The sequence below is a fragment of the Viridibacillus sp. KH_047 genome, assembly GCF_057838945.1.
Map to the genome: position 1 here is coordinate 90972 of NZ_CM174479.1, position 22430 is coordinate 113401.

Genomic DNA, 22430 nt, shown 5'->3' on the forward strand with positions numbered 1-22430 from the left:
TATCGTTAATCAACTATCCATCTTTTTCGATGGACAAGCAGTCATTCTTTTATGCGTTTAAGGAACTTGTAAAAAGTGAAAGGTATCATTTGTTATTAGAGAGTGGCCGCGGTGGCCAGCAGTCAGTGGTAGGGTGGAACCCTATGGCTGTAGTACGTTCAACAGATGACGGCATACTTATTTCTTGGCGGGATGGACAAGAAGAAACACGGGTAGGAGAATCATTACATTTGTTGGAAGATTTAATAGCAGAATATAAATTGCCTGTTAATGTAGATTTTCCGGATTTCCAGGGTGGGGCAGCAGGATTTATCTCATATGATTATGCACGAAAAATAGAGAATCTACCAAACCTAGCGGAGGACGATCTGCAAATACCGGATTTGTATTTTTATCTATTTGATGATTGGGCTGTGTTTGATGTAGTAGAGGAACAAGTTCATTTGATGAAGCTTGCATCTAGTAATGTAGACCTTGAACAACGTGCGCGCGATTGGCAACTTGCTGTAGAGAGTGGTCTAAAATCGCAAATGTTTGCGGAGGGAACGGCTACTGATGTTGTGCATGATGTAACAAAGCTACAAGTATCGCTATCGTCAGATGTTTTTGAAGAGGCTGTCCGTAAAGTGCAAAATTATATTGCGCAAGGTGATGTGTTCCAAGTGAATCTGTCCGTTAGACAAGCGAAAGAGCTTGGTGCAGAACCTATGCAAATGTATGAGGCGTTACGTTCGTTTAATCCTTCTCCGTATATGGCGTTTATCCATTCCCCTGAATTTGCTGTCGTTTCAGGTTCTCCTGAATTACTTGTGAAGAAAAAAGGGCAGGAGCTTTCAACTCGTCCAATAGCGGGAACACGTCCGAGAGGGAAAGATATCATTGAAGATGAACGATTGGCACAAGAATTAATTGATAATGAAAAGGAACGCGCTGAACATGTTATGCTCGTTGATTTAGAGCGTAATGATTTAGGTCGTGTGTCAAAATATGGAACCGTTGAAGTAAATGAGTTTATGGTGATTGAGAGATATTCGCATGTTATGCACATTGTTTCGAATGTACGGGGCATTGTAGATGAAAGTTGTTCGAATGCAGATGTTGTAAGAGCGCTATTCCCTGGTGGAACAATAACAGGTGCACCGAAAATTCGTACGATGGAAATTATTGAGGAACTTGAAACGGTTCGTCGGGGATTATACACGGGGTCAATCGGCTGGCTAGGATACAATGGTGATTTAGAACTTAATATCGTCATCCGTACGGCGTTTATTAAAGAAGAGGTGGCATATATACAAGCGGGTGCGGGTATTGTGATAGATTCTATTCCTGCAAATGAATATATTGAATCGCTAAATAAGGCAAAGGCTTTATGGCAAGCGAAGGCGATGGCAGAGGAGTGTAACGTATGATTTTAATGATTGATAACTATGATTCATTCACCTATAATCTCGTGCAATATTTTGGTGAATTTGGACAAGAGCTTATTGTGAAAAGAAATGATGAGCTAACAGTGCAGGAGATTGAAAGGCTTGCGCCTGCTATGATTGTTATCTCTCCAGGACCTTGTAGTCCAAATGAAGCTGGTAGAAGTTTAGAAATCATTGCTCATTTTGCAGGGAGCATTCCGATTTTCGGTGTCTGTCTAGGGCATCAGGCGATTGCACAAGTATTTGGTGGGAAAGTTATTCGTGCAGAACGATTAATGCATGGTAAAACATCACCTGTACAGCATGATAGTAAAGGTGTAAATAGTGGGCTACCGAATCCATTCCAAGCAACGCGATATCATTCGTTAATTGTTGAACGTGAAACTTTACCTGAGTGTCTAGAAATTACTTCGTCGACAGCAGAAGGTGAGATTATGGGGATTCGTCATAAGGATTATCCAATTGAAGGTGTTCAGTACCATCCGGAGTCGATTATGACAGAGGAAGGTAAGAAGATATTGCAGAACTTTATCGAGTGCTATTGTGAGGTTACTGAAGGAAGTGGTAACTAATGTGGTGTTGGATGAACGGGGAGTATGTACAGAGTAAAGATTTAAGGATTTCGCCATTCGATCACGGCTTTTTGTATGGATTAGGCTTCTTTGAAACATTTCGTACGTATGACGGAGACATATTTCTGTGGGAAGAGCATTGTAAAAGGCTGCAACGAGCATTAGATGATTATCATATCGTTTTACCGTATAGCTTTGATGAATTGTTAGCTATTATTCGTGAGTTGGATAATCGTTGTAATGGAGAAGATGGTTATTTCCGTTTGAATGTATCGGCAGGTGCGCATGATATTGGATTAAAACCAACAAGCTATGCTGAACCGACTGTTATTGTATTTCGTAAGCCTTTACCTAATATGGTGAGAGGGCAAGAGAAATCAGCGGTATGGTTGAAAACAGAACGTAATTCACCAGAGCAATCAATCCGCCATAAATCCCATCATTATGCGAATAATGTATTAGCTCGATTTGAAGTACCTTCTTTAGCTGATTTGGAAGGTTTTTTCGTGAACGAAGATGGATTTGTAGCAGAAGGTATTACGTCAAATATTTTTTGGGTGACGGACGGCAAGGTATACACGCCTTCTATTGAAACGGGTATTTTACCAGGTATTACGCGCGGTCAAGTAATGCGGCAAATGACTGTCATTGAAGGGTTATATACTCGAGAGCAATTAGAACAAGCGGATGAGTGCTTTATAACAACTTCTATTCAAGAGCTTATCCCAATCCGCTCTTTGCAAGGTAAAAATTTCCTGGGAAATAACGGGCCGGTTTACAAAGCTCTTCATGAGCAGTATGTTAAAAGTATAAATGATGAGAAAGGGAGATCTTGATGAACCTAGACAATTACACAGCACCACTAACTATCGATGGGCATATACTCGACTTCCATAAAGAGACGTTTGTGATGGGGATATTAAATGTAACACCAGACTCTTTTTCAGATGGCGGAAAATATAATGATTTAGAAGCAGCGGTCGCTCAAGCTAAGCAAATGGTTGCTGATGGTGCCAAGATTATTGACATCGGCGGCGAATCAACCCGCCCTGGACATACTCAAATCTCAGTCGAAGAAGAATTATCTCGTGTTATACCTATTATTAAAGAGCTTCGTAAAGAGGTACATGTATTGATCTCAATTGATACATATAAAGCAGAAGTAGCAAGACAAGCTGTATTAGCTGGAGCACATATAATTAATGATATTTGGGGAGCTAAGTACGACCCTGAAATTGCTAGTGTGGCTGCAGAGTTAAATGTACCAATTATTTTAATGCATAACCGCGAAAATGAAGAATACGGGACAAACTTTTGGGAGGTAGCCAAAGCTGATCTAGAAAAGAGTTTGCAAATCGCCAAAGCTGCTGGGGTACCTGATGCATATATTTGGCTAGACCCGGGGATTGGATTTGCGAAATCGCACCATGAAAATATATTGATGATGCAATCTTTACCGCAATTAGTAGAAATGGGTTATCCTGTATTACTTGCGACGTCTCGCAAAAGAATGATTGGTAATGTCTTAGACCTCCCTGTTACTGAACGGGTGGAAGGTACGGGTGCTACAGTCTGCTTTGGGATCGATAAAGGTTGCCATATGGTACGTGTACATGATGTTAAGGCAATCACCCGTATGACAAGAATGATGGATGTCTTATTAGATAAACAACCAAATGTAGAATGATAAGGTTTAGTTTAAAATAATATTTCTAATAATGAAGTGGAGTGTTAACTATGGATTATATCCATGTAAAAGATATGGAGTTTTATGGCTATCATGGTGTTTTAGCTGCCGAAACCGCTATTGGTCAGCGTTTTAGGGTATCGATATCACTAGCGGTAGATTTACATCAAGCTGGGGAGACAGACGAGCTTGAGTATACAGTGAATTACGCGGAAGTTTATATGATTTGCAAAGAAATTGTTGAAGGTGAACCGTATAAACTAATCGAAGCCGTTGCGGAGCGAATTGCAACGCGTATTCTGGCTACATATGAAGGGCGAGTAAAAGGGTTGCGTGTAGAAATGATTAAACCTGATCCGCCGATTCCAGGTCATTACCGGGAAGTGTCTGTTGAATTGACAAGAGGTGAGTTTAAATGAACGAAGCCTTTATTTCTCTAGGTTCAAATATAGGAGAGCGGTTGCGAACTTTGCAACATGCAGTCAAGTTACTAACTGAACATCCAGAAGTGGAAGTTGTTGCTGTGTCTTCTGTGTATGAGACTGATCCTGTTGGCTTTACAGATCAGGATGCATTCTTTAATATAGTTGTGCAAATTCGCACTTCGTTAAATCCGGAAAAAACACTTGAATTGTGCCAATCGATCGAGAACGAGTTAAAGCGTGTTCGCGTAATTCGTTGGGGTCCAAGAACGATAGACCTTGACGTTTTGCTTTATAATCACGACAATATTGAAACAGAGACACTTATTGTTCCGCATCCAAGAATGCATGAACGTGCCTTTGTTCTTGTACCATTATTGGAAATCGCTCCAGATCTCATATATCCTAAAACAAACGAAGCGTTGCAATCGATGCTATCTAGTGTTGGGAAAGAAGGCGTGCGACAATGGAAAACGATCGCTGGGGTAGAAGAATTCGTGCATTTCGAAAACTAAAAAGAATTCAGCAGGTCGAATTTGCGAAAAAAGTTGGTATGTCTACTTCTATTTTAGGTAAAATTGAACGTGGGGAACGTTTGCCCACAGAAGAACAGTTACAGATCATAGCGACAGCGCTTGATATAAATATGGACGAATTAAAAGGTGGGGAAAAGCCTCCAACTGTACAAGGAGGAAACGAAGTATGACATTAATAAATGACAAACCGTTCAAAATTGGCGACATTGTTATGGATAACTGAGTAGTGCTTGCTCCGATGGTAGGTATTTGTAATTCGGCTTTCCGTCTGACAGTAAAAGAATTTAGAGCGGGTTTAGTTTATGTGGAAATGATTTCAGATAAAGGGATTGTTTATCGAAATGATAAAACAATGAATTTGCTTTACATCGATGAACGTGAAAATCCACTTTCGATACAAATATTTGGTGGCGATATAGAAACGCTTGTAGAAGCAGCTAAATATGTAAGCGGCAGAAAAAGCTATCCATATTATTTAATAAAACTCCGAGTCGTCGCCTTTGAAGTGACGGCTTTTTTCTTTAGGAGCTAATGGATTATGAAGTATTTACTAGTAAATGATGATAAAGACGTGAATCGTCCAGCAAAATTGTGTACAATAAGTACATTATGGACTGCATAGCGGAACAAAAAATGAGGAGTGAATATCGTGTCTGAAGAATTAAATGACCAAATTTTGGTGAGACGCCAAAAGATGGCTTCTATTAGAGAAAACGGCTTAGATCCATTCGGTGCCCGTTTTGAACGTACGCATTTATCAAACGAAATCAAAGAACAGTATGTGGAGTTTACTAAAGAACAATTAGAAGAAGATTTACATGAAGTTGTAATCGCGGGTCGTATTATGACAAAACGCGGTAAAGGTAAAGCTGGTTTTGCGCATATTCAAGATTTGGGTGGACAAGTACAAATTTATGTTCGTAAAGATGCTATTGGTGAAGAAGCATACGAATTGTTTAAACAAGCGGACCTAGGAGATATCGTAGGTATTCGTGGTAATGTTTTCCGTACTCAAGTAGGAGAACTTTCTGTTAAAGCATTAGAATTCACTTTCCTAACTAAATCACTACGCCCAATGCCAGAGAAATTCCACGGCTTAAAAGATATAGAGCAACGTTATCGTCAACGTTACTTAGATTTAATGACGAGTGAAGAAAGTAAACAAACTTTCATTACTCGATCTAAAATAATTCAAGCTATCCGTCGTTATTTAGATGGCAATGGTTACCTTGAAGTAGAAACACCTATGCTTCACACAATTGCAGGCGGAGCAGCTGCTCGTCCTTTCATTACGCATCACAATTCATTAGATATGGAATTATATATGCGTATTGCTATTGAACTTCACCTAAAACGATTAATCGTTGGTGGACTTGAAAAAGTGTATGAAATCGGTCGTGTATTCCGTAATGAAGGTATGTCAACGCGCCATAACCCAGAATTCACTATGATTGAATTATATGAAGCGTATGCTGACTATCGTGACATCATGGCACTTACAGAGAATTTAATTTCTCACGTAGCGCAGGAAGTATTAGGTACAACTGATGTACAATATGGCGATGATGTTATTAGTTTAGCGCCAGGTTGGACTCGTTTGCATATGGTAGATGCAGTTAAAGAAGCAACAGGTGTAGACTTCTGGACTCCAATGTCGAAAGAAGAAGCGCAAGCGCATGCAAAAGAACACGGTGTTGAAATTAAAGACTCTATGGAAGTAGGGCATATTATCAATGAATTCTTCGAACAAAAAATAGAAGAAACATTAGTTCAACCTACATTTATCTATGGTCATCCAGTGGAAATTTCTCCATTAGCTAAGAAGAACCCTGAAGATGAGCGATTTACAGATCGTTTTGAATTATTCATTGTACGTCGTGAGCATGCAAATGCATTTACTGAATTAAATGATCCAATCGATCAACGTGAACGCTTTGAAGCGCAGCTTGTTGAAAAAGAAGCAGGTAATGATGAAGCGCATGAAATGGACGATGATTTCATTGAAGCATTAGAGTATGGTATGCCGCCAACAGGTGGATTAGGTATCGGTATCGATCGCTTAATCATGTTGTTGACGAATTCACAAACTATACGTGATGTATTATTATTCCCTACAATGCGTCCTCGTGATTAAATACTAAGGTTTTCTTATTGAAAAGACTCTAGTTAATACTAGAGTCTTTTTTATTTACGTTCTATTAGAGAGGTTAGCTTTTTGTTTGAAAATTACTAAGAAGTTTATTACAATAGAAGACAAGCTATTTTTGTAAGTACCTAATGTTGACTTATAAATATGCTTTCATTTTTTAAAAAAAGGTGTTGCGTTAGAATTAATATAGTGGTATATTAATTGAGTTGCTAATTTAGCTAACAAAACGATTTGAAAATAACTTAAAAAAGTTGTTGACACTGAGTAGTGAGTTTGATAAGATATAAAAGTTGCTGATAAACAAGCAACGATAACGAGTTTGAAACAACGATTTGAAAATAACTTAAAAAAGTTGTTGACAACGAAAAGTTATCGCGATATAATATTGAATGTCGCTAACGAAGCGGCAAACATAATGAACCTTGAAAACTGAACATGCAAGACGTTAATCAATAAATGTTTTTGGACATCAACTCTGTTGGTGGATCAAAACAAAAATAGATATCATCTTCGGATGATACGCTAGCAAAGCTAATGAGCTTTCAAACTACTTTTATGGAGAGTTTGATCCTGGCTCAGGACGAACGCTGGCGGCGTGCCTAATACATGCAAGTCGAGCGAATGATGAAGAAGCTTGCTTCTTCTGATTTAGCGGCGGACGGGTGAGTAACACGTGGGCAACCTACCTAGTAGATTGGGATAACTCCGGGAAACCGGGGCTAATACCGAATAATCCATTTTGTCACATGGCAAAATGCTGAAAGGCGGTTTCGGCTGTCACTACTAGATGGGCCCGCGGTGCATTAGCTAGTTGGTGGGGTAACGGCCTACCAAGGCAACGATGCATAGCCGACCTGAGAGGGTGATCGGCCACATTGGGACTGAGACACGGCCCAAACTCCTACGGGAGGCAGCAGTAGGGAATCTTCCACAATGGACGAAAGTCTGATGGAGCAACGCCGCGTGAGTGATGAAGGTTTTCGGATCGTAAAACTCTGTTGTAAGGGAAGAACAAGTACGTTAGTAACTGAACGTACCTTGACGGTACCTTATTAGAAAGCCACGGCTAACTACGTGCCAGCAGCCGCGGTAATACGTAGGTGGCAAGCGTTGTCCGGATTTATTGGGCGTAAAGCGCGCGCAGGTGGTTTCTTAAGTCTGATGTGAAAGCCCACGGCTCAACCGTGGAGGGTCATTGGAAACTGGGAGACTTGAGTGCAGAAGAGGAAAGTGGAATTCCAAGTGTAGCGGTGAAATGCGTAGAGATTTGGAGGAACACCAGTGGCGAAGGCGACTTTCTGGTCTGTAACTGACACTGAGGCGCGAAAGCGTGGGGAGCAAACAGGATTAGATACCCTGGTAGTCCACGCCGTAAACGATGAGTGCTAAGTGTTAGGGGGTTTCCGCCCCTTAGTGCTGCAGCTAACGCATTAAGCACTCCGCCTGGGGAGTACGGCCGCAAGGTTGAAACTCAAAGGAATTGACGGGGGCCCGCACAAGCGGTGGAGCATGTGGTTTAATTCGAAGCAACGCGAAGAACCTTACCAGGTCTTGACATCCCAATGACCGCTCTAGAGATAGAGTTTTCCCTTCGGGGACATTGGTGACAGGTGGTGCATGGTTGTCGTCAGCTCGTGTCGTGAGATGTTGGGTTAAGTCCCGCAACGAGCGCAACCCTTGATCTTAGTTGCCATCATTAAGTTGGGCACTCTAAGGTGACTGCCGGTGACAAACCGGAGGAAGGTGGGGATGACGTCAAATCATCATGCCCCTTATGACCTGGGCTACACACGTGCTACAATGGACGATACAAAGAGTCGCTAACTCGCGAGGGTATGCTAATCTCATAAAATCGTTCTCAGTTCGGATTGTAGGCTGCAACTCGCCTACATGAAGCCGGAATCGCTAGTAATCGTGGATCAGCATGCCACGGTGAATACGTTCCCGGGCCTTGTACACACCGCCCGTCACACCACGAGAGTTTGTAACACCCGAAGTCGGTGAGGTAACCTTTATGGAGCCAGCCGCCGAAGGTGGGATAGATGATTGGGGTGAAGTCGTAACAAGGTAGCCGTATCGGAAGGTGCGGCTGGATCACCTCCTTTCTAAGGATAATTACGGAAACAGATCTTGGATCTGTCGATTAACGTCTTGCGTTCAGTTTTGAAGGCTCATTGTAAAATGATCTTCAAAACCTTGTTCTTTGAAAACTGGATAAAACGACATTGAAGCAAATTAAGTAACACATTTTTTATTATTAAGTTTTTTAGGCTTAATAACTAACTTTTAGGTTAAGTTATTAAGGGCGCATGGCGGATGCCTTGGCACTAGGAGCCGAAGAAGGACGGCACTAACACCGATATGCTTCGGGGAGCTGTAAGTGAGCTTTGATCCGGAGATTTCCGAATGGGGGAACCCACTGTTCGTAATGGAGCAGTATCTTGACGTGAATACATAGCGTCTTGATGGCAGACCCAGGGAACTGAAACATCTAAGTACCTGGAGGAAGAGAAAGAAAAATCGATTCCCTGAGTAGCGGCGAGCGAAACGGGAATAGCCCAAACCAAGAGGCTTGCCTCTTGGGGTTGTAGGACACTCTATATGGAGTTACAAAGGAATGAGTTAAATGAAGCGGTCTGGAAAGGCCCGCCAGAGCAGGTAACAGCCCTGTAGTTGAAAGTTCATTCTCTCTTGAGTGTATCCTGAGTACGGCGGAACACGTGAAATTCCGTCGGAATCTGGGAGGACCATCTCCCAAGGCTAAATACTACCTAGTGACCGATAGTGAACCAGTACCGTGAGGGAAAGGTGAAAAGCACCCCGGAAGGGGAGTGAAATAGATCCTGAAACCATGTGCCTACAAGTAGTTAGAGCCCGTTAATGGGTGATAGCGTGCCTTTTGTAGAATGAACCGGCGAGTTACGATTACATGCGAGGTTAAGTTTTAGAAGACGGAGCCGTAGCGAAAGCGAGTCTGAATAGGGCGAATGAGTATGTGGTTGTAGACCCGAAACCAGGTGATCTACCCATGTCCAGGGTGAAGGTAAGGTAACACTTACTGGAGGCCCGAACCCACGTACGTTGAAAAGTGCGGGGATGAGGTGTGGGTAGCGGAGAAATTCCAATCGAACCTGGAGATAGCTGGTTCTCTCCGAAATAGCTTTAGGGCTAGCCTCGTGATAGAGAATCCTGGAGGTAGAGCACTGTTTGAACTAGGGGTCCATCCCGGATTACCGAATTCAGACAAACTCCGAATGCCAGTGATTTATGCACGGGAGTCAGACTGCGAGTGATAAGATCCGTAGTCAAAAGGGAAACAGCCCAGACCACCAGCTAAGGTCCCAAAGTAATTGTTAAGTGGAAAAGGATGTGACGTTGCTTAGACAACCAGGATGTTGGCTCAGAAGCAGCCATCATTTAAAGAGTGCGTAATAGCTCACTGGTCGAGTGACGCTGCGCCGAAAATGTATCGGGGCTAAACAATTCACCGAAGCTGTGGATGGACATCTTAGATGTCCGTGGTAGGAGAGCGTTCTAAGTGCTGTGAAGTCAGACCGGAAGGACTGGTGGAGCGCTTAGAAGTGAGAATGCCGGTATGAGTAGCGAAAGACGGGTGAGAATCCCGTCCACCGAATGACTAAGGTTTCCTGAGGAAGGCTCGTCCGCTCAGGGTTAGTCGGGACCTAAGCCGAGGCCGATAGGCGTAGGCGATGGACAACAGGTTGATATTCCTGTACCACCTATTTACCATTTGAGCAATGGGGGGACGCAGTAGGATAGGGTAAGCATGCTGTTGGTTATGCATGTTCAAGCAGTGAGGCGTGAAATGAGGCAAATCCCATTTCTATAACGTTGAGCTGTGATGACGAGGACGTATGTCCGGAGTTCCTGATTTCACACTGCCAAGAAAAGCCTCTAGCGAGGTAAAAGGTGCCCGTACCGCAAACCGACACAGGTAGTCGAGGAGAGAATCCTAAGGTGTGCGAGAGAACTCTCGTTAAGGAACTCGGCAAAATGACCCCGTAACTTCGGGAGAAGGGGTGCTCTAGTAGGGTGAAAGCCCGAGAGAGCCGCAGTGAATAGGCCCAGGCGACTGTTTAGCAAAAACACAGGTCTCTGCAAAACCGTAAGGTGACGTATAGGGGCTGACGCCTGCCCGGTGCTGGAAGGTTAAGAGGAGTGCTTAGCGCAAGCGAAGGTGCGAATTGAAGCCCCAGTAAACGGCGGCCGTAACTATAACGGTCCTAAGGTAGCGAAATTCCTTGTCGGGTAAGTTCCGACCCGCACGAAAGGCGTAACGATCTGGGCACTGTCTCAACGAGAGACTCGGTGAAATTATAGTACCTGTGAAGATGCAGGTTACCCGCGACAGGACGGAAAGACCCCGTGGAGCTTTACTGTAGCCTGATATTGAATTTTGATACATCTTGTACAGGATAGGTAGGAGCCAGAGATTCCGGAGCGCCAGCTTCGGAGGAGGCGTTGGTGGGATACTACCCTAGATGTATTGAACTTCTAACCCATGCCCCTTAGCGGGGTAGGAGACAGTGTCAGGCGGGCAGTTTGACTGGGGCGGTCGCCTCCTAAAGAGTAACGGAGGCGCCCAAAGGTTCCCTCAGAATGGTTGGAAATCATTCGTAGAGTGTAAAGGCATAAGGGAGCTTGACTGCGAGACCTACAAGTCGAGCAGGGTCGAAAGACGGGCTTAGTGATCCGGTGGTTCCGCATGGAAGGGCCATCGCTCAACGGATAAAAGCTACCCCGGGGATAACAGGCTTATCTCCCCCAAGAGTCCACATCGACGGGGAGGTTTGGCACCTCGATGTCGGCTCATCGCATCCTGGGGCTGTAGTCGGTCCCAAGGGTTGGGCTGTTCGCCCATTAAAGCGGTACGCGAGCTGGGTTCAGAACGTCGTGAGACAGTTCGGTCCCTATCCGTCGTGGGCGTAGGAAATTTGAGAGGAGCTGTCCTTAGTACGAGAGGACCGGGATGGACACACCGCTGGTGTACCAGTTGTTCTGCCAAGGGCATCGCTGGGTAGCTATGTGTGGACGGGATAAGTGCTGAAAGCATCTAAGCATGAAGCCCCCCTCAAGATGAGATTTCCCATTACGCAAGTAAGTAAGATCCCTCAAAGACGATGAGGTAGATAGGTTCGAGGTGGAAGTGTGGCGACATACGGAGCTGACGAATACTAATAGATCGAGGACTTAACCAAATTTTACTTAATAAACTTCAATGTAATTTATCCAGTTTTGAGAGAACAAGAAAAACTTTTTAAAAAAAGTTTTAAAAAAAACACTTGCTTTTAAAGAAGTGAAGTGATATAATAATTCTTGTCTTAAAAATAGTCTAGTGACGATAGCAAAGAGGTCACACCCGTTCCCATGCCGAACACGGAAGTTAAGCTCTTTAGCGCCGATGGTAGTTGGGGGTTTCCCCCTGTGAGAGTAGGACGTTGCTAGGCGAACAATATGGAGGATTAGCTCAGCTGGGAGAGCACCTGCCTTACAAGCAGGGGGTCGGCGGTTCGATCCCGTCATCCTCCACCATTTTTAATAAACATTGCCGGTGTAGCTCAGTTGGTAGAGCAACTGACTTGTAATCAGTAGGTCGAGGGTTCGACTCCTTTCGCCGGCACCATTCATTTTATATGAGCCATTAGCTCAGTTGGTAGAGCATCTGACTTTTAATCAGAGGGTCGTAGGTTCGAATCCTACATGGCTCACCATTTTTTAAAAAACATTATATGCGGGTGTGGCGGAACTGGCAGACGCACTAGACTTAGGATCTAGCGCCGCAAGGCGTGGGGGTTCGACTCCCTTCACCCGCACCATAATTTTAAGTTTATCAGCATATTGCGGAAGTAGTTCAGTGGTAGAACACCACCTTGCCAAGGTGGGGGTCGCGAGTTCGAACCTCGTCTTCCGCTCCAAAATATGCCGGGGTGGCGGAACTGGCAGACGCACAGGACTTAAAATCCTGCGGTAGGTGACTACCGTACCGGTTCGATTCCGGTCCTCGGCACCATTTCTTTTAATTTAATACAAGTGATAATATATGCGCCCGTAGCTCAATTGGATAGAGCGTCTGACTACGGATCAGAAGGTTGTGGATTCGACTTCTGCCGGGCGCGCCATTAACGGGAAGTAGCTCAGCTTGGTAGAGCACTTGGTTTGGGACCAAGGGGTCGCAGGTTCGAATCCTGTCTTCCCGACCATTATTACTTATACTCACACGGGGCCTTAGCTCAGCTGGGAGAGCGCCTGCCTTGCACGCAGGAGGTCAGCGGTTCGATCCCGCTAGGCTCCACCATATATATCTTATGAACCTTGAAAACTGAACATGCAAGACGTTAATCAATAAATGTTTTTGGACATCAACTCTGTTGGTGGATCAAAACAAAAATAGATATCATCTTCGGATGATACGCTAGCAAAGCTAATGAGCTTTCAAACTACTTTTATGGAGAGTTTGATCCTGGCTCAGGACGAACGCTGGCGGCGTGCCTAATACATGCAAGTCGAGCGAATGATGAAGAAGCTTGCTTCTTCTGATTTAGCGGCGGACGGGTGAGTAACACGTGGGCAACCTACCTAGTAGATTGGGATAACTCCGGGAAACCGGGGCTAATACCGAATAATCCATTTTGTCACATGGCAAAATGCTGAAAGGCGGTTTCGGCTGTCACTACTAGATGGGCCCGCGGTGCATTAGCTAGTTGGTGGGGTAACGGCCTACCAAGGCAACGATGCATAGCCGACCTGAGAGGGTGATCGGCCACATTGGGACTGAGACACGGCCCAAACTCCTACGGGAGGCAGCAGTAGGGAATCTTCCACAATGGACGAAAGTCTGATGGAGCAACGCCGCGTGAGTGATGAAGGTTTTCGGATCGTAAAACTCTGTTGTAAGGGAAGAACAAGTACGTTAGTAACTGAACGTACCTTGACGGTACCTTATTAGAAAGCCACGGCTAACTACGTGCCAGCAGCCGCGGTAATACGTAGGTGGCAAGCGTTGTCCGGATTTATTGGGCGTAAAGCGCGCGCAGGTGGTTTCTTAAGTCTGATGTGAAAGCCCACGGCTCAACCGTGGAGGGTCATTGGAAACTGGGAGACTTGAGTGCAGAAGAGGAAAGTGGAATTCCAAGTGTAGCGGTGAAATGCGTAGAGATTTGGAGGAACACCAGTGGCGAAGGCGACTTTCTGGTCTGTAACTGACACTGAGGCGCGAAAGCGTGGGGAGCAAACAGGATTAGATACCCTGGTAGTCCACGCCGTAAACGATGAGTGCTAAGTGTTAGGGGGTTTCCGCCCCTTAGTGCTGCAGCTAACGCATTAAGCACTCCGCCTGGGGAGTACGGCCGCAAGGTTGAAACTCAAAGGAATTGACGGGGGCCCGCACAAGCGGTGGAGCATGTGGTTTAATTCGAAGCAACGCGAAGAACCTTACCAGGTCTTGACATCCCAATGACCGCTCTAGAGATAGAGTTTTCCCTTCGGGGACATTGGTGACAGGTGGTGCATGGTTGTCGTCAGCTCGTGTCGTGAGATGTTGGGTTAAGTCCCGCAACGAGCGCAACCCTTGATCTTAGTTGCCATCATTAAGTTGGGCACTCTAAGGTGACTGCCGGTGACAAACCGGAGGAAGGTGGGGATGACGTCAAATCATCATGCCCCTTATGACCTGGGCTACACACGTGCTACAATGGACGATACAAAGAGTCGCTAACTCGCGAGGGTATGCTAATCTCATAAAATCGTTCTCAGTTCGGATTGTAGGCTGCAACTCGCCTACATGAAGCCGGAATCGCTAGTAATCGTGGATCAGCATGCCACGGTGAATACGTTCCCGGGCCTTGTACACACCGCCCGTCACACCACGAGAGTTTGTAACACCCGAAGTCGGTGAGGTAACCTTTATGGAGCCAGCCGCCGAAGGTGGGATAGATGATTGGGGTGAAGTCGTAACAAGGTAGCCGTATCGGAAGGTGCGGCTGGATCACCTCCTTTCTAAGGATAATTACGGAAACAGATCTTGGATCTGTCGATTAACGTCTTGCGTTCAGTTTTGAAGGTTCATAAAAACCTTATATTTTTCCGAAAAAGGGGCCTATAGCTCAGCTGGTTAGAGCGCACGCCTGATAAGCGTGAGGTCGATGGTTCGAGTCCATTTAGGCCCACCATTTTTCTTTTTTTGGGGCCTTAGCTCAGCTGGGAGAGCGCCTGCCTTGCACGCAGGAGGTCAGCGGTTCGATCCCGCTAGGCTCCACCAATATTGTTCTTTGAAAACTGGATAAAACGACATTGAAGCAAATTAAGTAACACATTTTTTATTATTAAGTTTTTTAGGCTTAATAACTAACTTTTAGGTTAAGTTATTAAGGGCGCATGGCGGATGCCTTGGCACTAGGAGCCGAAGAAGGACGGCACTAACACCGATATGCTTCGGGGAGCTGTAAGTGAGCTTTGATCCGGAGATTTCCGAATGGGGGAACCCACTGTTCGTAATGGAGCAGTATCTTGACGTGAATACATAGCGTCTTGATGGCAGACCCAGGGAACTGAAACATCTAAGTACCTGGAGGAAGAGAAAGAAAAATCGATTCCCTGAGTAGCGGCGAGCGAAACGGGAATAGCCCAAACCAAGAGGCTTGCCTCTTGGGGTTGTAGGACACTCTATATGGAGTTACAAAGGAATGAGTTAAATGAAGCGGTCTGGAAAGGCCCGCCAGAGCAGGTAACAGCCCTGTAGTTGAAAGTTCATTCTCTCTTGAGTGTATCCTGAGTACGGCGGAACACGTGAAATTCCGTCGGAATCTGGGAGGACCATCTCCCAAGGCTAAATACTACCTAGTGACCGATAGTGAACCAGTACCGTGAGGGAAAGGTGAAAAGCACCCCGGAAGGGGAGTGAAATAGATCCTGAAACCATGTGCCTACAAGTAGTTAGAGCCCGTTAATGGGTGATAGCGTGCCTTTTGTAGAATGAACCGGCGAGTTACGATTACATGCGAGGTTAAGTTTTAGAAGACGGAGCCGTAGCGAAAGCGAGTCTGAATAGGGCGAATGAGTATGTGGTTGTAGACCCGAAACCAGGTGATCTACCCATGTCCAGGGTGAAGGTAAGGTAACACTTACTGGAGGCCCGAACCCACGTACGTTGAAAAGTGCGGGGATGAGGTGTGGGTAGCGGAGAAATTCCAATCGAACCTGGAGATAGCTGGTTCTCTCCGAAATAGCTTTAGGGCTAGCCTCGTGATAGAGAATCCTGGAGGTAGAGCACTGTTTGAACTAGGGGTCCATCCCGGATTACCGAATTCAGACAAACTCCGAATGCCAGTGATTTATGCACGGGAGTCAGACTGCGAGTGATAAGATCCGTAGTCAAAAGGGAAACAGCCCAGACCACCAGCTAAGGTCCCAAAGTAATTGTTAAGTGGAAAAGGATGTGACGTTGCTTAGACAACCAGGATGTTGGCTCAGAAGCAGCCATCATTTAAAGAGTGCGTAATAGCTCACTGGTCGAGTGACGCTGCGCCGAAAATGTATCGGGGCTAAACAATTCACCGAAGCTGTGGATGGACATCTTAGATGTCCGTGGTAGGAGAGCGTTCTAAGTGCTGTGAAGTCAGACCGGAAGGACTGGTGGAGCGCTTAGAAGTGAGAATGCCGGTATGAGTAGCGAAAGACGGGTGAGAATCCCGTCCACCGAATGACTAAGGTTTCCTGAGGAAGGCTCGTCCGCTCAGGGTTAGTCGGGACCTAAGCCGAGGCCGATAGGCGTAGGCGATGGACAACAGGTTGATATTCCTGTACCACCTATTTACCATTTGAGCAATGGGGGGACGCAGTAGGATAGGGTAAGCATGCTGTTGGTTATGCATGTTCAAGCAGTGAGGCGTGAAATGAGGCAAATCCCATTTCTATAACGTTGAGCTGTGATGACGAGGACGTATGTCCGGAGTTCCTGATTTCACACTGCCAAGAAAAGCCTCTAGCGAGGTAAAAGGTGCCCGTACCGCAAACCGACACAGGTAGTCGAGGAGAGAATCCTAAGGTGTGCGAGAGAACTCTCGTTAAGGAACTCGGCAAAATGACCCCGTAACTTCGGGAGAAGGGGTGCTCTAGTAGGGTGAAAGCCCGAGAGAGCCGCAGTGAATAGGCCCAGGCGACTGTTTAGCAAAAACACAGGTCTCTGCAAAACCGTAAGGTGACGTATAGGGGCTGACGCCTGCCCGGTGCTGGAAGGTTAAGAGGAGTGCTTAGCGCAAGCGAAGGTGCGAATTGAAGCCCCAGTAAACGGCGGCCGTAACTATAACGGTCCTAAGGTAGCGAAATTCCTTGTCGGGTAAGTTCCGACCCGCACGAAAGGCGTAACGATCTGGGCACTGTCTCAACGAGAGACTCGGTGAAATTATAGTACCTGTGAAGATGCAGGTTACCCGCGACAGGACGGAAAGACCCCGTGGAGCTTTACTGTAGCCTGATATTGAATTTTGATACATCTTGTACAGGATAGGTAGGAGCCAGAGATTCCGGAGCGCCAGCTTCGGAGGAGGCGTTGGTGGGATACTACCCTAGATGTATTGAACTTCTAACCCATGCCCCTTAGCGGGGTAGGAGACAGTGTCAGGCGGGCAGTTTGACTGGGGCGGTCGCCTCCTAAAGAGTAACGGAGGCGCCCAAAGGTTCCCTCAGAATGGTTGGAAATCATTCGTAGAGTGTAAAGGCATAAGGGAGCTTGACTGCGAGACCTACAAGTCGAGCAGGGTCGAAAGACGGGCTTAGTGATCCGGTGGTTCCGCATGGAAGGGCCATCGCTCAACGGATAAAAGCTACCCCGGGGATAACAGGCTTATCTCCCCCAAGAGTCCACATCGACGGGGAGGTTTGGCACCTCGATGTCGGCTCATCGCATCCTGGGGCTGTAGTCGGTCCCAAGGGTTGGGCTGTTCGCCCATTAAAGCGGTACGCGAGCTGGGTTCAGAACGTCGTGAGACAGTTCGGTCCCTATCCGTCGTGGGCGTAGGAAATTTGAGAGGAGCTGTCCTTAGTACGAGAGGACCGGGATGGACACACCGCTGGTGTACCAGTTGTTCTGCCAAGGGCATCGCTGGGTAGCTATGTGTGGACGGGATAAGTGCTGAAAGCATCTAAGCATGAAGCCCCCCTCAAGATGAGATTTCCCATTACGCAAGTAAGTAAGATCCCTCAAAGACGATGAGGTAGATAGGTTCGAGGTGGAAGTGTGGCGACATACGGAGCTGACGAATACTAATAGATCGAGGACTTAACCAAATTTTACTTAATAAACTTCAATGTAATTTATCCAGTTTTGAGAGAACAAGAAAAACTTTTTAAAAAAAGTTTTAAAAAAAACACTTGCTTTTAAAGAAGTGAAGTGATATAATAATTCTTGTCTTAAAAATAGTCTAGTGACGATAGCAAAGAGGTCACACCCGTTCCCATGCCGAACACGGAAGTTAAGCTCTTTAGCGCCGATGGTAGTTGGGGGTTTCCCCCTGTGAGAGTAGGACGTTGCTAGGCACATTAAAGCACAGCTGATTTAATCAGTTGTGCTTTTTTTATATAGAAAATAGTTATATTAAATATAGCCGCAAAATTCTTGATTTACTCATCCGCAGGCTGTATAAAATAGAAATAAATAGGCATCTAGTTATTGGGTTTTATAGTGCAGAGTGTGTGAGCTTATTTTATTTACATAATAATTTGAGTGTGAAGCCATACTAAGATAACTCCAATGTTATTATTGTAATTTTATTACGCTCACCTTCAATGATTATCGACATTTTTGAAAAGGATATACGACAAGTATACTATCTCAATGACCAATACATTAAAGGGCAATTTTCTTATACTAATGAAATAGTTCTAGCAGTTAATGGTGAAAATATAGTTGTACTGGGAATATGCAGAGGTGGATAAAGGTAAAATAATTCAAAGTAAATATGATATACAAAATGTTATGATATTACCATTGTATTAGCCTCTATGAGCATAAGTGATATGTATGGGTAATCTAATTAGATTCCGATTAAAACGCCTTAAAACGCTTAAATAGGGCTTTTATGATAGTTAGAATTACTGCAATAAAATGTAGGTATATTTAAGTGCAAAATAATTAAAACTTTTTTCCTTAAATAGCTTGAAATGTTTTAATATGCTGTTATAATAATATTTGTGTTAAACAAAATTAACATTTAAAGAAGCGATAATATTATTGTTCCGAAGTAGCTCAGTGGTAGAGCAATCGGCTGTTAACCGATCGGTCGTAGGTTCGAGTCCTACCTTCGGAGCCATTTTTTTGTCTATGCTTCCATAGCTCAGCAGGTAGAGTGCTTCCATGGTAAGGAAGAGGTCACCGGTTCGAGCCCGGTTGGAAGCTTTCAATTATTTATCAAGAAGTAGAAATGTATCGAATTTTGCTTAGTAAGATGTAATTTTTAATATTTTTTAAATAAAGTATTGCATTTTTATTTAAAGGATGTTAATATAATTCTTGTCCTGTTTAAAGCAGTACAACATTAATGGCCCCTTGGTCAAGCGGTTAAGACACCGCCCTTTCACGGCGGTAACACGGGTTCGAATCCCGTAGGGGTCACCATTTTTAAAACATTTTTACATATCTATGGAGGATTAGCTCAGCTGGGAGAGCACCTGCCTTACAAGCAGGGGGTCGGCGGTTCGATCCCGTCATCCTCCACCATATTTTTTTGTCGGAGGGGTAGCGAAGAGGCTAAACGCGGCGGACTGTAAATCCGCTCCTTCGGGTTCGGCGGTTCGAATCCGTCCCCCTCCACCATTTTTTATATAAAATATTCATTATTCATTGTTGGGGTATAGCCAAGCGGTAAGGCAACGGATTTTGATTCCGTCATGCCCTGGTTCGAATCCAGGTACCCCAGCCATTTTTAATTTTATGAGCCATTAGCTCAGTTGGTAGAGCATCTGACTTTTAATCAGAGGGTCGTAGGTTCGAATCCTACATGGCTCACTTTCATATAAAATTTCAACCTCTTTCTACACTTTGTAGAGAGAGGTTTTTTTGTGGTTATTAGGGTACGTAACTTTATACAACTACTGATAAATTCAATTTGAAGGATACTGACTTTAGTTGCAACTTTGTTCTCTATTTAAGTGTTAAATTATTTGTATAAATATTCAGAATTTTGCGGGGTTGAGTCAACATGATTGTAGCATTTACAATATAGGTAATTCACAAAGGGGGAATAAAATAATGCATAAATTAAATATCTCATTAATAGGTGTACCAATGGATCTTGGCCAAACACGCCGTGGCGTTGATATGGGACCAAGTGCGATCCGGTATGCGGGCGCTGTAGAAAGATTGGAAGCAATGGGCTATGAAGTGATAGATGAGGGTGATATTCAGATTGGGGTATCTGAGCGTGAGGTGTCAGCTGATACAAACTTACGAAATTTATCAGCTGTAACTGAAGCCAGTACAAAACTTGCAAATAAAGTACATGATGTCGTTTCACAAAACTACTTTCCGCTTGTATTAGGTGGGGATCATAGTATTGCAATAGGTACACTTGCAGGTTTATCAGATCATTATAGGAATTTAGGAGTTATTTGGTATGACGCGCATGCCGATTTGAATACAGGTGATACTTCACCATCGGGTAATATTCACGGTATGCCACTGGCTGTAAGTATTGGACTTGGCCATGAAAAACTTGTAAATATTCGTGATTATGCTCCAAAAGTGAAACCTGAGAATATTGTTATTATCGGTGCTCGTTCGGTGGATCCAGGGGAACGTGAATTAATAAAAGAAAAAGGTATCAAAGTGTACACAATGCATGAAATTGACAGAGTGGGTATGACTAAAGTTATTCAAGATGCAATTATTTATTTGAGAGGAAAAAATGTAGATGGATTGCATTTGTCACTGGATCTAGATGGAATCGACCCGCTATATACGCCGGGTGTTGGGACGCCTGTTCTAGGAGGTATTACATATCGTGAGAGCCATTTAGCGATGGAGATGTTATATGAATCTGAAATGATTACCTCGGCTGAGTTTGTAGAAGTAAATCCAATCTTAGATGAAAAAAACAAAACAGCAGATGTAGCAGTTGCTTTAATGGGATCGTTATTCGGTGAAAAATTAATGTAGTGTAAAAGGACGGGCATGCCCGTCCTTTTATAATTGCCGAAAAGTTGAGGTTTTGTGGAAAATGGGAACTTATTGACGAGTAATTAAGTCTTGAATAAAGGAGTTTCTTATGAATTCGGATCATTTTTACTTACATATTTGTTATAATTAAGGAAGGAAGGTTTTTTGTAGTTTTAAAAAAACTTTTTAAAAAATGAAACTTACATTATAAGCGACTCGTATATAGAATAGCAGCCGCATGGGCGGAGGGAAATCACGATGGACGCATTAATCAACAAGAGAATAAAACAAGTGCTGAAAGGCGATCAAAGTGCGTATTCTGATATTGTGAGCCTCTACCAGCAAAAGCTGTACCAAGTTTGTTATCGCATGCTTGGCAATCAACATGAAGCGGAAGATATAGCGCAGGAGGCATTTGTTCGTGCGTATATTAATCTTCACACTTTTGATTTGAATCGAAAATTCTCGACTTGGCTGTACCGTATAGCGACGAATTTATGTATAGACCGTATAAGGAAGAAGAAACCGGACTATTACTTAGATGCGCAAGTTGCTGGAACGGACGGTCTCGATATGTATTCTCAAATTTCTTCATCAGATAGGCTACCTGAGGAAGAAGTAGAAAGAATGGAGCTGCAGGAGCGAATTCAATATGAAATTAGCCAGTTGCCAGACAAATATCGAACAGTCATTGTCTTAAAGTATATAGAGGAATTGCCATTGCAGGAGATTAGCGAGATTTTGGATATGCCACTTGGGACAGTCAAAACTCGAATTCACAGAGGGCGTGAAGCTCTGAGAAAGCAATTAGGCAATCTGTAGGAGGGATTTCACTATGAATGCGTGTCCAAAACATATTGGTGAATACATGCATGAATATTTAGATGGTGATATTAGTCGTGAACATGAAATCGAGCTAAAAGCACATTTGCAAAGCTGTGATAACTGTCGACAACATATGCAGGAGCTAAATAGCACAATTGCCTTTGTCAAAAGTGCTGCCGTCGTTTCAGTACCTCTGGATTTCAAGCAAAACGTTATGATTCGTCTACCTAAAGGAAGATCAGGAGCCGGTGTCCAAAGATGGCTACGTCGTCATCCTATATTCGTTGCAGCAGCAATGTTTTGTATTTTAATGAGCGCCTCACTTCTTACAGGCTTTAATGATAATGAGGAATTTTCAGTGACCAAACAGCCAAACTTAGTGGTAGAGGGGCAAACAGTCATTGTACCTGAAGGGAAGACTGTGACAGGTGATATCGTAGTGAAGAATGGAGATATCCTTGTAGAAGGTTCGGTAGATGGTAATATCACAGTGATTAATGGTCAATACATGGCTTCAACAGCAAATGTCACAGGTCAAATAGATGAGATTAATCAAGTATTTGAATGGCTTTGGTACAAAATTAAAAATGGTGGGAAAGAAATTCTTTCATTTTTAGGGAAAAACGAATAAAACAAATGAAA

At 44.2% G+C, this 22430-nt stretch carries 11 protein-coding genes, 18 tRNA genes, 6 rRNA genes and 1 pseudogene; all 36 read left to right on the plus strand.

The genetic code is table 11. The annotated features are described in order from the left end of the window. Positions 1-29 precede the first annotated feature (29 nt). The 36 genes and pseudogenes from AC3IS5_RS00450 (at position 30) to AC3IS5_RS00625 (ending at position 22419) form a co-directional block, all read left to right on the plus strand. On the plus strand, positions 30-1409 hold the full coding sequence (locus AC3IS5_RS00450; RefSeq protein WP_489427788.1) for an anthranilate synthase component I family protein: 1380 nt from the start codon (positions 30-32) through the stop codon (positions 1407-1409). Then, positions 1406-1999: an aminodeoxychorismate/anthranilate synthase component II gene (pabA, locus tag AC3IS5_RS00455; RefSeq protein WP_489426118.1), complete on the plus strand. Its 594-nt coding sequence runs from the start codon at positions 1406-1408 to the stop codon at positions 1997-1999. Before AC3IS5_RS00450 ends, pabA begins: the two co-directional genes overlap by 4 nt. Then, the gene (gene pabC, locus AC3IS5_RS00460) at positions 1999-2835 is read left to right on the plus strand and encodes an aminodeoxychorismate lyase (RefSeq protein ID WP_489426119.1); all 837 of its coding nucleotides are present in this window, start codon (positions 1999-2001) and stop codon (positions 2833-2835) included. Before pabA ends, pabC begins: the two co-directional genes overlap by 1 nt. Next, a complete protein-coding gene (folP, locus tag AC3IS5_RS00465) occupies positions 2835-3686 on the plus strand; it encodes a dihydropteroate synthase (protein ID WP_489426120.1) in 852 nt (283 codons plus the stop codon). The genes pabC and folP overlap by 1 nt, the downstream gene beginning before the upstream one ends. Before the next feature lie 50 nt (positions 3687-3736). Next, positions 3737-4105: a dihydroneopterin aldolase gene (gene folB, locus AC3IS5_RS00470; protein ID WP_489426121.1), complete on the plus strand. Its 369-nt coding sequence runs from the start codon at positions 3737-3739 to the stop codon at positions 4103-4105. Beyond that, positions 4102-4623 (plus strand): 2-amino-4-hydroxy-6-hydroxymethyldihydropteridine diphosphokinase, encoded by a 522-nt coding sequence (gene folK / locus AC3IS5_RS00475; RefSeq protein WP_489426122.1) that lies wholly within the window; start codon positions 4102-4104, stop codon positions 4621-4623. Before folB ends, folK begins: the two co-directional genes overlap by 4 nt. Then, positions 4575-4814, plus strand: coding sequence for a helix-turn-helix domain-containing protein (locus AC3IS5_RS00480; RefSeq protein WP_489426123.1), 240 nt, complete (start codon positions 4575-4577; stop codon positions 4812-4814). Before folK ends, AC3IS5_RS00480 begins: the two co-directional genes overlap by 49 nt. A 68-nt stretch (positions 4815-4882) precedes the next feature. Then, positions 4883-5092 (plus strand): annotated as a pseudogene (locus AC3IS5_RS00485) (tRNA-dihydrouridine synthase); the annotation flags it as partial. Positions 5093-5293: 201 nt separating this feature from the next. Continuing rightward, a complete protein-coding gene (gene lysS / locus AC3IS5_RS00490; RefSeq protein WP_489426124.1) occupies positions 5294-6778 on the plus strand; it encodes a lysine--tRNA ligase in 1485 nt (494 codons plus the stop codon). 567 nt (positions 6779-7345) lie between these two features. Beyond that, positions 7346-8898 (plus strand): 16S ribosomal RNA (locus tag AC3IS5_RS00495). Between the two features lie 184 nt (positions 8899-9082). Beyond that, a 23S ribosomal RNA gene (locus AC3IS5_RS00500) occupies positions 9083-12012 on the plus strand. 133 nt (positions 12013-12145) lie between these two features. Beyond that, positions 12146-12261, plus strand: a 5S ribosomal RNA gene (rrf, locus tag AC3IS5_RS00505). Between the two features lie 9 nt (positions 12262-12270). Further along, a tRNA-Val gene (locus tag AC3IS5_RS00510) sits at positions 12271-12346 on the plus strand. A gap of 15 nt (positions 12347-12361) precedes the next feature. Then, positions 12362-12437: transfer RNA gene (locus AC3IS5_RS00515), tRNA-Thr, on the plus strand. A gap of 12 nt (positions 12438-12449) precedes the next feature. Beyond that, positions 12450-12525: transfer RNA gene (locus AC3IS5_RS00520), tRNA-Lys, on the plus strand. Positions 12526-12545: 20 nt separating this feature from the next. Then, positions 12546-12630 (plus strand) — tRNA-Leu (locus AC3IS5_RS00525). 24 nt (positions 12631-12654) lie between these two features. Beyond that, a tRNA-Gly gene (locus tag AC3IS5_RS00530) sits at positions 12655-12729 on the plus strand. Positions 12730-12735: 6 nt separating this feature from the next. Next, a tRNA-Leu gene (locus AC3IS5_RS00535) sits at positions 12736-12824 on the plus strand. Positions 12825-12856: 32 nt separating this feature from the next. Then, a tRNA-Arg gene (locus AC3IS5_RS00540) sits at positions 12857-12933 on the plus strand. A 4-nt stretch (positions 12934-12937) separates the two neighbouring features. Then, positions 12938-13014 (plus strand) — tRNA-Pro (locus AC3IS5_RS00545). A 19-nt stretch (positions 13015-13033) separates the two neighbouring features. Then, a tRNA-Ala gene (locus tag AC3IS5_RS00550) sits at positions 13034-13109 on the plus strand. A 147-nt stretch (positions 13110-13256) separates the two neighbouring features. Then, a 16S ribosomal RNA gene (locus AC3IS5_RS00555) occupies positions 13257-14809 on the plus strand. A 96-nt stretch (positions 14810-14905) separates the two neighbouring features. Beyond that, positions 14906-14982, plus strand: a tRNA-Ile gene (locus AC3IS5_RS00560). A 13-nt stretch (positions 14983-14995) separates the two neighbouring features. Next, positions 14996-15071 (plus strand) — tRNA-Ala (locus AC3IS5_RS00565). Positions 15072-15167: 96 nt separating this feature from the next. Further along, positions 15168-18097: ribosomal RNA gene (locus AC3IS5_RS00570) — 23S ribosomal RNA — on the plus strand. Between the two features lie 133 nt (positions 18098-18230). Next, positions 18231-18346 (plus strand): 5S ribosomal RNA (rrf, locus tag AC3IS5_RS00575). The 16S, 23S and 5S rRNA genes sit together here with 11 tRNA genes alongside, the layout of an rRNA operon. Positions 18347-19044: 698 nt before the next feature. Continuing rightward, positions 19045-19119 (plus strand) — tRNA-Asn (locus tag AC3IS5_RS00580). A 13-nt stretch (positions 19120-19132) separates the two neighbouring features. Then, positions 19133-19205 (plus strand) — tRNA-Thr (locus AC3IS5_RS00585). A 144-nt stretch (positions 19206-19349) separates the two neighbouring features. Continuing rightward, positions 19350-19424, plus strand: a tRNA-Glu gene (locus AC3IS5_RS00590). Positions 19425-19450: 26 nt separating this feature from the next. Continuing rightward, positions 19451-19526, plus strand: a tRNA-Val gene (locus tag AC3IS5_RS00595). Positions 19527-19538: 12 nt separating this feature from the next. Continuing rightward, positions 19539-19622 (plus strand) — tRNA-Tyr (locus AC3IS5_RS00600). A 31-nt stretch (positions 19623-19653) separates the two neighbouring features. Then, a tRNA-Gln gene (locus AC3IS5_RS00605) sits at positions 19654-19728 on the plus strand. Positions 19729-19741: 13 nt separating this feature from the next. After that, positions 19742-19814 (plus strand) — tRNA-Lys (locus AC3IS5_RS00610). A 243-nt stretch (positions 19815-20057) separates the two neighbouring features. Continuing rightward, positions 20058-20963, plus strand: coding sequence for an arginase (gene rocF / locus AC3IS5_RS00615; protein WP_489426125.1), 906 nt, complete (start codon positions 20058-20060; stop codon positions 20961-20963). Between the two features lie 258 nt (positions 20964-21221). Beyond that, on the plus strand, positions 21222-21785 hold the full coding sequence (sigW, locus tag AC3IS5_RS00620; protein WP_038186582.1) for an RNA polymerase sigma factor SigW: 564 nt from the start codon (positions 21222-21224) through the stop codon (positions 21783-21785). A 13-nt stretch (positions 21786-21798) separates the two neighbouring features. Continuing rightward, positions 21799-22419: a zf-HC2 domain-containing protein gene (locus AC3IS5_RS00625; RefSeq protein ID WP_489426126.1), complete on the plus strand. Its 621-nt coding sequence runs from the start codon at positions 21799-21801 to the stop codon at positions 22417-22419. Positions 22420-22430 lie beyond the last annotated feature (11 nt).

Excerpts from the sequence above, each read along its gene's own strand:
- sigW (WP_038186582.1), top strand. The coding sequence starts at position 21,222 with ATGGACGCATTAATCAACAAGAGAATAAAACAAGTGCTGAAAGGCGAT.
- folB (WP_489426121.1), top strand. The coding sequence starts at position 3,737 with ATGGATTATATCCATGTAAAAGATATGGAGTTTTATGGCTATCATGGT.
- AC3IS5_RS00625 (WP_489426126.1), top strand. The coding sequence starts at position 21,799 with ATGAATGCGTGTCCAAAACATATTGGTGAATACATGCATGAATATTTA.
- rocF (WP_489426125.1), top strand. The coding sequence starts at position 20,058 with ATGCATAAATTAAATATCTCATTAATAGGTGTACCAATGGATCTTGGC.
- pabA (WP_489426118.1), top strand. The coding sequence starts at position 1,406 with ATGATTTTAATGATTGATAACTATGATTCATTCACCTATAATCTCGTG.
- AC3IS5_RS00450 (WP_489427788.1), top strand. The coding sequence starts at position 30 with ATGGACAAGCAGTCATTCTTTTATGCGTTTAAGGAACTTGTAAAAAGT.
- folP (WP_489426120.1), top strand. The coding sequence starts at position 2,835 with ATGAACCTAGACAATTACACAGCACCACTAACTATCGATGGGCATATA.
- pabC (WP_489426119.1), top strand. The coding sequence starts at position 1,999 with ATGTGGTGTTGGATGAACGGGGAGTATGTACAGAGTAAAGATTTAAGG.
- folK (WP_489426122.1), top strand. The coding sequence starts at position 4,102 with ATGAACGAAGCCTTTATTTCTCTAGGTTCAAATATAGGAGAGCGGTTG.
- AC3IS5_RS00480 (WP_489426123.1), top strand. The coding sequence starts at position 4,575 with ATGGAAAACGATCGCTGGGGTAGAAGAATTCGTGCATTTCGAAAACTA.